Genomic DNA, 11,345 nt, shown 5'->3' on the forward strand with positions numbered 1-11,345 from the left:
GGTCGCTGACAGGCCGTCAGATTACAGATAATCTGACGGGTAGTCAGCTCCTATGGCGTGGGGAGGCGTGCTGTGCGAGCGGATACGGCATGGGAAAGCGTTCCGGACCTGGTCAGGACGGCGGCCGAGCGCTACGCGGACGTCGAGGCGGTCGTCGAGGGCCGCACCCGCGTCACCTACGCGGAACTCGGCGCACGCGTGGAGCGCGCGGCGGCGGCCTGCATGGCGACCGGTGTCGAGCCGGGCGACCGGGTCGGCATCTGGGCCCCGAACTCCCTCGACTGGATCGTCGCGGCCCTGGGAGCGGTGTCGGCGGGCGCGGTGCTCGTGCCGCTGAACACCCGCTTCAAGGGCGCCGAGGCGGCGGACGTGCTGCGCCGCAGCGGCGCCCGGCTGCTGTTCGTGACGGGCACGTTCCTCGGCACGTCGTACGTGGCGTCCCTGCGCAGGGCGGCCGGGGACGGCCCCGGCACCGGCCCGCTGCCCGGCCTGCCCGCCCTGAAGCACGCGGTCGTCCTCTCGGAGGACGCCCCCGCCGACTTCCTGACCTGGAAGGACTTCCTGGCCGGCGGGGAGGGGGTCGGAACGGCGGACGTACGCGACAGGTCCGCGGCCGTACGGGGGGCCTGGCCCTCGGACATCATCTTCACCTCGGGCACGACGGGCCGCCCCAAGGGTGCGGTCATCACCCACGACCAGACGCTGCGCGCCTACGACATCTGGGGCGGCCTCGCGGGCCTCGCCCGGGGCGACCGCTACCTGATCGTCAACCCCTTCTTCCACACCTTCGGCTACAAGGCCGGGGTGATCGCCTGCCTCATGCGCGGCGCGACGATGATCCCCCAGCCGGTGTTCGGCGTGAACACGGTCCTGGCCAACATCGCCGCCGAGCGGGTCTCCGTACTCCCCGGCCCGCCGACCCTCCTCCAGTCCCTCCTGGACCACCCCGCACGCGACGCCCACGACCTCTCGGCCCTCCGCCTGGTCGTGACGGGAGCGGCGGTCGTGCCCCTGCGCCTGGTGGAGCGCCTGCGCACCGAACTCGGCGTCGGCACGGTCCTCACGGCCTACGGCCTCTCCGAGGCGAGCGGCATCGTCACCATGTGCCGGCGCGGCGACGACCCCACGGTCATCGCGTCCACGTCGGGCAGGGCCGTCCCCGGCACTGAACTACGGGTCGTGGACCCCGAGGGCCGGCCCCTGGAACCCGGCCTGCCGGGCGAGGTCCTGGTGCGCGGCTTCAACGTCATGCGCGGCTACTACGAGGACGAGCGGGCCACCGCCGAGGTGCTGTCGCCCGACGGCTGGCTGCGTACCGGCGACATCGGCGTCCTGGACGCCGCGGGCAACCTGCGCATCACCGACCGCCTCAAGGACATGTTCATCGTCGGCGGCTTCAACGCCTACCCCGCCGAGATAGAGCAGCTCCTGGGCCTGCACCCGGACGTGGCGGACGTGGCGGTGATCGGCGTACCCGACGCCCGGCTCGGGGAGGTCGGCCGGGCCTACGTCGTACGGCGACCCGGCGCCCTGCTGACCGCCGACGACCTGATCGCCTGGTCCCGCAGGGAGATGGCGAACTACAAGGTCCCGAGAACGGTGGAGTTCGTCGCGGAGCTGCCGCGCAACGCGAGCGGGAAGGTCGTGAAGGGCGCTCTGCGGGATCAGGTCACCGGCTGAGCGGCACGGCCGGGGTGCCGGTGACCGACATCATCAGGGAGTACAGGGTGGTGTCGGCGGCGATGAAGAGCCGGTTGCGCCGGGCACCGCCGAACCGCACGTTGGCGACGGTGCCGGGCACCAGGATGCGGCCCAGGAGCGTGCCGTCGGGGTCGTAGCAGTGCACGCCCCCGTCCATGGCGGCGGCCCAGAGCCGACCCTGGTCGTCGAAACGGATGTTGTCGAAGGTGCCCTGCGCGCACGTGGTGAAGACCTCGCCGCCGTAGAGCGAGGTCCCGTCCTCGTGCACGTCGAAGACGCGGATGTGATTGGCGAGGCTGTCGGACACGTACAGCCGCCGCTCGTCCGGCGAGAAGACCAGCCCGTTGGGCCCCTCGAACCCGTCGGCGACCAGCCGCACCTCGCCGCTCGCGGGGTCGACCCGGTAGACGTTCCGGGCGCCGATCTCGCTCTCGGCGCGATGCCCCTCGTAGTCGGTGGCGATCCCGAACTCGGGGTCGGAGAACCACACCGACCCGTCCGACCGCACGACGGCGTCGTTCGGGCTGTTCAGCCGCTTGCCCCGGAACCGCTCCGCGATCACGGTGACCGAGCCGTCGTGCTCGGTCCGGGTCACCCGCCGATTGCCCTGCTCGCAGGTGACGAGACGCCCCTGGGCGTCCAGGGTGCTGCCGTTCGGGTAGCCGGCGGGGGAGCGGAACACCCCGACGGACCCGGTGGTCTCGTCCCAGCGCAGCAGCCGGTCGTTGGGGATGTCGCTCCACACGAGATACCGCCCGGCCGGCACGTACACCGGCCCCTCGGCCCACCGGCACCCCTCGTAGAGGATCTCCAGCCGCGAGTCCCCCGCCTGACACCGCCCCGTCCGGAACCGCTCGTCGAGGGTCTCGTAGAGATGGGGCTGCTCGCCGGGCATGGGGGGCCGCCTTCATGAGTGGGCCGACGGGTGATCTGCGCGAACCCACTATCGCGCGCCGCGGCCGGCGGCGCACCACGCCGGGCCGACGGCGCTCAGGGCCGGTATGGTAAGCGGTATGGCAACGAAGAAGTACACCGTGACGCTGCCGGAGGAGCTCGCCGAGGAGATCCGGCAGGAGGTCGGGTCCGGCGGCTTCAGCGCCTATGTGACGCGGGCCATAGAGCGCCAGCGGGAGCAGGACCGGCTGGGAGAGCTGGTGACCTGGCTGGAGCACGAGCACGGCCCCGTCACCGAGGCCGAACTCGCGTCGGCCGAGGCCGAGCGCCGGGAATTCGAGCGCCACTTCACCGAGCAGGGCACGGGGACCGGCGAGCGGGACCGGAGGGCGAGCTAGTGGTGCCGTCCTGCTACGTGCTGGACTGCGAGGCGCTGTCCCGGGCCGTTCTGGGCGACCGGGTGATGCTCGCGCGGCTCAAGGACGCGCACCGCTCTGGGATCCGCGTCGTGACCAGTTCGATGACGCTGATCGAGGCATACCACGGCCGGGTGAGGCGCGCGGCCTGGGCGTGGGCGATGTCGCGTGTCGTCGTGGAACCCGTGACCCGCGAAGTCGCCGACGCCGCTGTCACCCTGCTCCAGGAAACGGGTCTGCACGGCCACAAGTACGCGATCGACGCGGCCTTGGCCGTGATCGCGGGCCGGCAGCCCGCAGGCGCGGTGCTCTTCACGTCCGACGAGGACGACATGGGAAAGCTGTGCGGGCCGGGCGTGCGGGTCGTTCCGCTGTGACATGACGGCACCTGCCCGCGGACACACCTCGGCCGCGACGGCTCCCCCTCCGCGCCGCCGCGGCCGAACCCCGTGTAACGGTGGCTTACTTCGTCGGCTTGAAAGGCTCCGACGTGGCGTGCAGGTCCTTCGTCTCCAGCGGCTCGTCCGTGGCGTGCAGGTCCTGCTTCTTGAGGGCGCCCTCGTCCGTGGCGTGCAGGTCCTTCGTCTCCAGCGGCTCGTCCGTGGCGTGCAGGTCCTGCGGCTTGAGCTCGTCGCCCATGATCGTCAACTCCCCTTGGCGTAAATCAAGCAGTGAGGTCGGCGGGCCGCCCGGTCACTCCCCCGAGTGCGGCCGGGCGGGCCCGCCCGGGCTCACCCCGGAACGTCAGAGCGAGGCCCGTGCAGCGACCCGTCTGCCCCCCGACGCGACGGATCGACTACGTCAATCATGACGTGCGGCGATAAACGAATGATGAACGCCCCGACGACGCCTCAGGCCGCCTGCACCGGGGACAGCAGCGCGCGCACCTCGGCGGCCTCGGGTGAGCCCAGCTCCTCGTAGATGCCGGCCGCTTCCTGCCAGCAGACCTGGGCCCGGCCGGTCTGGCCGATGCCGCTCAGCGCGCGTCCGAGGACCGTGAGGACGTTGCCCCGCCGCCACTCCCCGCCGATCCCGCGGAGCACCGTGAGGGCCATCTCGGCGTTGGCGGCGGCCCGCGCCGCGCGGCGGGCGGCGAGATCCACCTCGGCCAGCCGGAACAGGCTCATGCCCTCCCACAGGCGCTGCCTGCTGTCGCGGAAGACCTCCAGCGCCTCCTGGAGCCGGTCGGCCGCGTCGTGCAGCTCCCCGCTCTGGGTGAGGGCGAGGCCGAGGGCGTAGCGGGCGTTGGCCCCGCGCAGGGCGTTGCCCATGGCGTCGTAGATGTCGATGCCCTCCTGGGCCAGCGCGACGGCGCTCTGGGTGCGCCCGGTCGCGAGATGGATCCGGGAGAGGTTGCAGAGGGCGGCGGCGACGCCGGGGCGGTCGCCCAGGGCCCGGAAGTGCTCGATGGCCCGGGAGAGGTGCTCCTCGCCGTCCGCGTGGCGGTTCTGGTAGAGCGCGATGATGCCGCGCGCGTTGCGCGCCCAGCAGACGGGGAGCAGGTCGTCGGACTCCTGCGCGAGGAGGATGGCCCGTTCCGCCTCCTCCTCGGCCCGTTCGAAACGGCCGCTCACGTGATGGACGTTGACGAGCGTCATCAGCGCCCGGGCCTCCGCCCGCCCGAGCCCGTGCGACCGGGCCGCGCCCACGAGCGCCTGGGCGGTCGCCTCGTACTCCTTGGAGTTGGCCCCCGACTCGGAGAGGTCGTGCGCCGCCCACAGCATGTCGATCGCCCGGGGGAGGGTCTCCGGCCGCCCCGCGGCCTGCCGTACGCAGGCGAGGAGGCAGATGGCCTCCGCGTACAGCCAGTCCTGCGCCGCGTGCCGGTTGCCGAAGCGAAGCCCCGGGTACGACGTGGGCTCCAGGTGATCCACCAGCCGGTCGCCCGGCCGCTCGATCGCGTACACCCCGGCCGCGGACGCCAGGTAGAAGTCCAGCAGCCGGGACAGTGCCGAGCCCCGTTCGCTCGGCGGGAGTTCGTCCCTTTCCGCACAGGCACGCGCGTAGAGCCGCACCAGGTCGTGGAAGCGGTAGCGGCCGGGGGCCGCCGATTCGAGGAGGGAGGTGTCCACGAGGGACTCCAGCAGGTCCTCCGTGTCCTCGACGGGCAGGTCCAGGACCGCCGCGGCGGCGGCGAGGGAGATGTCGGGGCCGTCCGCCAGGCCGAGCAGGCGGAACGCGCGGGCCTGGGCGGGTTCCAGCTGGCCGTAGCCGAGCTCGAAGGTGGCCTTGACGGCCAGGTCGCCGGCCTGGAGTTCGTCCAGGCGGCGGCGCTCGTCGGCGAGCTTCGCCGCGAGGACCGACACCGTCCAGGTGCGGCGGGCCGCCAGGCGGGACGCCGCGATACGGATCGCCAGCGGCAGGAAACCGCAGGCCGCCACCACGTCGAGCGCGGCCTTCCGCTCGGACGCCACCCGCTCCTCACCCACGATCTTCGTGAACAGCGCCAGCGCCTCGTCCGGGGACATCACGTCGAGGTCGATCAGGTGGGCGCCCGCCAGGTCCAGCATCCGCACCCGGGAGGTGACCAGCGCGGCGCAGCCGTCCGTGCCGGGCAGCAGGGGGCGTACCTGGGCGGCGTCCCGGGCGTTGTCCAGCAGGACCAGCACCCGGCGCCCGGCGAGGACCGAGCGGTACAGGGCCGCGCGCTCCTCCAGGGAGTCGGGGATCGCCGAGTCGGCCGTGCCGAGGGCGCGCAGGAAGGAGCCCAGGACCGTCTCCGGCTCCGCCGCCCGGGCGCCCGCGCCCTGGAGGTCGACGTACAACTGCCCGTCCGGGAACGCCGCGCGCGCCTGGTGCGCCACGTGCACCGCGAGGGTCGTCTTGCCGACGCCGCCGATGCCGGCCAGGGCCGAGACCGCCATGACCCGGCCCTCGGCGGAGGCGAGGATGTCGCCGAGTTCACGCACGAAGGCCGAGCGGCCGGTGAAGTCCGGCACGGTCGCGGGCAGTTGTGCCGGGCGGACCGGGGCGGAGGCCGGCTCGGGCGCCGGTGAGGAGGGCTCCGCCAGCCCGGGGTCCGCCTGGAGGATCCGCTGCTGCAGCTCGCTCAGGCCGGGGCGCGGGTCCACGCCGAGTTCGTCGGCGAGCAGGCGGCGGGTGTCGGCGTAGACGGCGAGGGCCTCGGCCTGGCGGCCGCTGCGGTAGAGCGCCAGCATCAGGAGCTCCCGGAGGCGCTCGCGCAGCGGATGGGCCGCGGTGAGGGCCGTGAGTTCCGAGACGGCCTCGGTGTGGCAGCCCTGCTCCAGGTCCATGTCCAGGCGCGATTCGACGAGCTGGAGCCGCCACTCCTCCAGCCGGACGCGCTGGGCCTCCGCGTACGGGCCCGGCACTCCGGCCAGGGTCTCCCCGTCCCACAGGGCGAGGGCGCGGCGCAGGGTCTCGCGGGCGTGGCTGAGCTCGCCCGCGGAGCGGGCCTTCTCCGCCTCGGTCACCAGGTCCTGGGCGACGGTGAGGTCCAGGGCGTCCTCGGCGAGGTCGCGGACCGCGTAGCCGCCGGACTCGCTGACCAGGACGGCCGAGGCGGTGGCCGCGGCGTCGCCGGAGCGGCGGACCTCGCCGCCCGGGTCCAGCACCTTGCGCAGGCGGGAGGCGTACGTCCGTACCGCCGCCAGCGCCTGCGAGGGCGGTTCCTCGCCCCACAGGGCGTCGATCAGCTCCGCCGCCGTGGCGGTGCGGCCCTCGCGCAGCAGCAGGGCGGCGAGCAGGGCGCGTTGCTGGGGGGACCCGGTGGTGACCGGCTCGTCACCGCGCCAGGCGCGCACGGGCCCGAGCACGCTGAAGCGCAGGGCCGCGGACTCCGCGGGCCTCTCCGCCTCGGTCGTCATGGCCGGCTCCGACGGCGTCGGCGTGGAGTCGGGACGCCGCTGCTCCGGTACGCGCGGCACACCGTCCGGTACACCGTCCATGCAGTCCCCCTAGACATCCTGAGCAACCACGCCAGTTTGCCTTGTTGGCGGCGGATACGTCAGCCGTGGGAGACACCGATCACAGGGCGGCACACGGGAGTCCACCAGGTCTGCACACTCTCTCCGCACCCACCCGGCCGAGTCGGGTGAATCACGCCATCGTGGCCGGAATCGACCCCCGCAGGCATAGCTGACGCCCCGTCAGATCAGCGCTACCGTGAGCGGCATGGACACCCACGACAGCACGTTTCCGCTGATCATCTCCGTGGACGACCACACCGTGGAGCCCGCGAGCGTCTGGCAGGACCGGCTTCCGGGGAAGTACCGGGAGGTCGGACCGCGCATCGTCCGGGCCCCCGTGAAGGAAATGACGTTCCTCGGAGGCCGCTTCAAGCCGGTGATGGGGCAGCCCGGGGACGACGGGCCGGTCGGGGACTGGTGGGTTTACGAGGAGCTGCGGCGGCCCCTGACCCGGCTCGACACCGCCGTGGGGTACGACAGGGACGAGATCAAGCTCGAGGTCATCACCTACGAGCAGATGCGGCCCGGGTCCTACGACGTCACCGCGCGGCTCGCCGACATGGACGTCAACCACGTCCAGTCCGCCCTGTGCTTCCCGACCTTCCCGCGCTTCTGTGGCCAGACCTTCACCGAGGCCAAGGACCACGAACTGGGCCTGCTCTGCGTGCGCGCCTACAACGACTGGATGGTGGAGGAGTGGTGCGGCCCGGACGCGCACGGGCGGCTCATACCCCTGCCCCTCATCCCGCTGTGGGACGCCGAGCTGGCGGCGGCGGAGGTCCGGCGTAACGCCGCCCGCGGGGTCCGGGCCGTCGCCTTCTCCGAGATACCGCCGTTCCTCGGACTGCCCTCGATCCACACCGACGGCTGGGACCCGTTCCTCCAGGCCTGCGACGAGACCGGCACGGTCGTCGCCATGCACATCGGCTCCAGCAGCCGCATGCCCTCCACCTCCGCCGACGCCCCGCCCGCCGTCGGCTCCACCATCACCTACGCCAACTGCTGCTTCTCCATGGTCGACTGGCTGATGAGCGGCAAGTTCGAGCAGTTCCCGAACCTCAAGGTCATGTACGCCGAGGGGCAGATCGGCTGGATCCCCTACATCCTGGAGCGGGCCGACGTGGTGTGGGAGGAGAACCGCGGCTGGGGCGGCGTCGCCGACAAGGTGCACCGGCCGCCGTCCGAGCTGTTCGCCGAGCACGTCCACGGCTGCTTCTTCGACGACGCCTTCGGGCTGCGCAACCTCGACTCCATCGGCGTCGGCAACGTCCTCTACGAGACCGACTACCCCCACTCCGACTCCACCTGGCCCAAGTCCCGCGAGGTCGGCGAGGCGCAGATGGGGCACCTGGAGCCGGAGGTCGTGGAGCGGATCGTGCGCGGCAACGCCATCGAGCTGCTCGGGCTGACGAAGGAAGGGCTGTGGCCGGGCGGCGCCGGTGGTGCGCGGTGAGCCTGCGGTACGGGATGCAGTTGCCCGTCCAGTCGCAGAGCACCCTCTACGCCGAGGGCTGGGAGGCGGAGGCCGGGCCGGACGACCTGCTGGCGATCGCCCGCGCCGCCGACCGTGCCGGCTTCGCCTACCTGGCCGGTTGTGATCACGTCGGCATCCCGCGTCGCCTCGCCGCCGCCATGAGTACCGTCTGGTACGACCCCGTCGCCACACTCGCCTTCCTGGCCGCCGCCACCGAACGCGTCCGGCTGCTCAGCCATGTCGCGATCGTCGGGCTGCGGCACCCGCTGCTCACCGCCAAGCAGTACGCCACCCTCGACCACCTTTCGAGCGGTCGCCTGATCCTCGGGGTCGGCGCCGGGCACGTCCAGGAGGAGTTCGAGGCCCTGGGCGTGGACTTCCGGCAGCGCGGGTCCGTGCTCGACGAGTGTCTCGACGCCCTGCGTGCCGCCCTCGGACCGGACGAGTTCCCCGAGCACCACGGCAAGCTGTACGACTTCGAGGGGCTCGGGCAGCGGCCCCGGCCGGCGCAGGTCCGGGTCCCCGTCTGGGTGGGCGGCTCCTCGCCCGCCGCCGTACGCCGGGCCGCGCTCAAGGGCGACGGATGGCTGCCGCAGGGGGACCCGAGGGACCGGCTGCCCGCGCAGATCGCACGCATCAGGGAGCTGCGCGAAGAGGCCCGTGTGCAGGGCCCGTTCACCGTCGGCGCCATCGTCGAACCGCTCTACGTCGGCACGCCCCGGTGGGAGGTGGGGCGCCGGACCCTCACCGGGGGACCGCGGGAGCTCGCCGAGTCGCTGCGGGCGTACCGGGCGATGGGTGTGCACCAGATCCAGGTGCGGTTCCGCAGCCGGAGCCGTGTCGAACTCACCGACCAGATCTCGGCGTTCGGCGCCGAGGTCGCCCCCGAGTTGTGAGGAGACCCCATGGGCAAGCTCGACGGCCGGGTCGTCATCGTCACCGGCGCCGCACGCGGCCAGGGTGAGCAGGAGGCCCGGCTGTTCGCGGCCGAGGGGGCCCGGGTGGTCGTCGCGGACGTCCTCGACGACCGGGGCGAGGCCCTCGCGAAGGAGATCGGCGCGCGGTACGTCCATCTCGACGTCGGCAGCGAGGACGACTGGCAGGCCGCCGTCACGGCCACCAAGGACGCCTACGGCCATGTCGACGGGCTCGTCAACAACGCCGGCATCCTGCGCTTCAACTCCCTCCTCGACACACCCCTCGACGAGTTCATGCAGGTCGTCCAGGTCAATCAGGTGGGCTGCTTCCTCGGCATCAGGGCCGTCGCCCCGGAGATGGCCGACGGGGGCACGATCGTCAACACCGCCTCCTGTACGGGTCTGACCGGGATGGCCGCGGTGGGCGCCTACGCGGCGACCAAGCACGCCGTCGTCGGTCTGACCCGGGTCGCCGCCCTGGAGCTGGCCGGGCGCGGGATACGCGTCAACGCCGTCTGCCCCGGGGCCATCGACACGGCCATGTCCAACCCGGCCCGGCTGGACCCGGACGCCGACCCGGCCGAGACGGCGAAGGGCCTGGACCGGCTGTACCGCAAGCTGGTGCCGCTGGGCAGGGTCGGGCGGCCCGAGGAGGTGGCCGGCCTCGCGCTCTTCCTGACTTCGGAGGACTCCTCGTACATCACGGGGCAGCCGTTCGTGATCGACGGCGGGTGGCTGGCCGGGGTCAGCGTCATCTGACCTATCTGACGCATCATCAGCTATTGACGCTCCCGGAGGCCGGTGGAACAGTCGGAGCTAAATCTGACACTCCGTCAGAAACGATGGACCGATCGTGGGGCGGTGAACCTCCTTGGAATTCGGCATCTTCGTTCAGGGATATGTCGGCAAGCGGGCCGAGACCGACCCGCTCGCCGAGCACAAGGCGCTGATGGAGGAGACCGAGTACGTCATCCAGGCGGACAAGTCCGGCTTCAAGTACGCCTGGGCCTCCGAGCACCACTTCCTGGACGAGTACTCGCACCTGTCCGCCAACGACGTCTTCCTCGGCTACCTGGCCCACGCGACCGACCGGATCCACCTGGGCTCCGGCATCTTCAACCCGCTGGCCCCGGTCAACCACCCGGTGAAGGTCGCCGAGAAGGTCGCGATGCTCGACCACCTCAGCGGCAACCGCTTCGAGTTCGGCAGCGGGCGGGGCGCCGGATCGCACGAGATCCTCGGGTTCATGCCAGGAGTGACCGACATGAACCACACCAAGGAGCTCTGGGAGGAGACCATCGCCGAGTTCCCCAAGATGTGGCTCCAGGACGAGTACCAGGGCTTCCAGGGCAAGCACTGGTCGCTGCCGCCGCGCAAGGTCCTGCCGAAGCCGTACGGAGGGGCGCACCCGGCCATGTGGTACGCGGCCGGGTCGCCGCCGTCGTACGCCATGGCCGCGAAGAAGGGGCTCGGCGTGCTCGGCTTCAGCGTGCAGAAGGTCTCCGACATGGAGTGGGTGCTGGAGCAGTACAAGACGGCGATCGTCGACGCCGAGCCCGTCGGGGCCTTCGTGAACGACAACGTGATGGTGACGACCACGGCGATCTGCGCGCCGACCCATGCGGAGGCGGTGCGGATCGCGGCGAGCGGGGGGCTGCACTATCTGCCCTCGCTGGTGTTCCGGTACCACGACACGTTCCCGCGGCCCGAGGGGTTCCCGGTGTGGCCGGAGACGTTGCCGGAGTACACCGAGGAGTTCGTGGAGGTGCTGATCGAGGAGGAGTTGCTGGTCTGCGGCGATCCGGACGAGGTGCTGCGGCAGTGCGAGCGGTGGGAGCGGGCCGGGGCGGATCAGCTGAGTTTCGGGTTGCCGGTGGGGGTGCCGAAGGAGGAGACGCTTCAGACGATCCGGCTGGTCGGGGAGCACGTGATTCCCAAGATCGATACGGATCCTGTGCATCGGACTTCGCGGTTCCGGCAGGGTGTTTGAGCGTCATTGGCGGGTGCGGGTGGG

General features: G+C 72.0%; 10 protein-coding genes. 7 read left to right on the top strand and 3 right to left on the bottom strand.

Going from position 1 to position 11,345, the window contains the following annotated elements; translation table 11 throughout:
* Positions 1-72 precede the first annotated feature (72 nt).
* Positions 73-1,680: a FadD3 family acyl-CoA ligase gene (locus BJ965_RS21785; protein WP_184910193.1), complete on the top strand. Its 1,608-nt coding sequence runs from the start codon at positions 73-75 to the stop codon at positions 1,678-1,680.
* Here the strand turns inward: BJ965_RS21785 and BJ965_RS21790 are convergent.
* Complete coding sequence (locus BJ965_RS21790; RefSeq protein WP_184910194.1) at positions 1,670-2,596, bottom strand: SMP-30/gluconolactonase/LRE family protein; 927 nt, start codon at positions 2,594-2,596, stop codon at positions 1,670-1,672. The two genes, BJ965_RS21785 and BJ965_RS21790, sit on opposite strands and share 11 nt — an antisense overlap.
* A gap of 118 nt (positions 2,597-2,714) precedes the next feature.
* Between BJ965_RS21790 and BJ965_RS21795 the strand changes: the two genes are divergently transcribed.
* Positions 2,715-2,993: a hypothetical protein gene (locus BJ965_RS21795; RefSeq protein WP_184910195.1), complete on the top strand. Its 279-nt coding sequence runs from the start codon at positions 2,715-2,717 to the stop codon at positions 2,991-2,993.
* 65 nt (positions 2,994-3,058) lie between these two features.
* Positions 3,059-3,388 carry a hypothetical protein gene (locus tag BJ965_RS21800; protein ID WP_376777981.1) on the top strand — a complete coding sequence of 110 codons (330 nt, stop codon included), beginning with the start codon at positions 3,059-3,061 and terminating at the stop codon, positions 3,386-3,388.
* An 85-nt stretch (positions 3,389-3,473) separates the two neighbouring features.
* On the opposite strand, the gene BJ965_RS21805 is transcribed toward BJ965_RS21800, so the two are convergent.
* Both BJ965_RS21805 and BJ965_RS21810 read right to left on the bottom strand, forming a co-directional pair.
* Complete coding sequence (locus BJ965_RS21805; protein WP_184910197.1) at positions 3,474-3,650, bottom strand: hypothetical protein; 177 nt, start codon at positions 3,648-3,650, stop codon at positions 3,474-3,476.
* 212 nt (positions 3,651-3,862) lie between these two features.
* The gene (locus tag BJ965_RS21810) at positions 3,863-6,919 is read right to left on the bottom strand and encodes an AfsR/SARP family transcriptional regulator (RefSeq protein ID WP_281402934.1); all 3,057 of its coding nucleotides are present in this window, start codon (positions 6,917-6,919) and stop codon (positions 3,863-3,865) included.
* A gap of 226 nt (positions 6,920-7,145) precedes the next feature.
* Between BJ965_RS21810 and BJ965_RS21815 the strand changes: the two genes are divergently transcribed.
* The 4 genes from BJ965_RS21815 (at position 7,146) to BJ965_RS21830 (ending at position 11,321) form a co-directional block, all read left to right on the top strand.
* Entirely contained in the window at positions 7,146-8,393 is a 1,248-nt protein-coding gene (locus tag BJ965_RS21815; RefSeq protein ID WP_184910198.1) for an amidohydrolase family protein, read from the top strand.
* Positions 8,394-8,407: 14 nt separating this feature from the next.
* On the top strand, positions 8,408-9,310 hold the full coding sequence (locus tag BJ965_RS21820) for a TIGR03619 family F420-dependent LLM class oxidoreductase (protein WP_184917423.1): 903 nt from the start codon (positions 8,408-8,410) through the stop codon (positions 9,308-9,310).
* A gap of 9 nt (positions 9,311-9,319) precedes the next feature.
* Positions 9,320-10,090 carry an SDR family NAD(P)-dependent oxidoreductase gene (locus BJ965_RS21825; RefSeq protein ID WP_184910199.1) on the top strand — a complete coding sequence of 257 codons (771 nt, stop codon included), beginning with the start codon at positions 9,320-9,322 and terminating at the stop codon, positions 10,088-10,090.
* 112 nt (positions 10,091-10,202) lie between these two features.
* Positions 10,203-11,321, top strand: a complete 1,119-nt coding sequence (locus tag BJ965_RS21830; protein WP_184910200.1) for an LLM class flavin-dependent oxidoreductase — start codon at positions 10,203-10,205, stop codon at positions 11,319-11,321.
* The last annotated feature ends 24 nt before the right edge of the window (positions 11,322-11,345 follow it).

The sequence above is a fragment of the Streptomyces luteogriseus genome (assembly GCF_014205055.1).
Classification (GTDB): Bacteria; Actinomycetota; Actinomycetes; order Streptomycetales; family Streptomycetaceae; genus Streptomyces; species Streptomyces luteogriseus.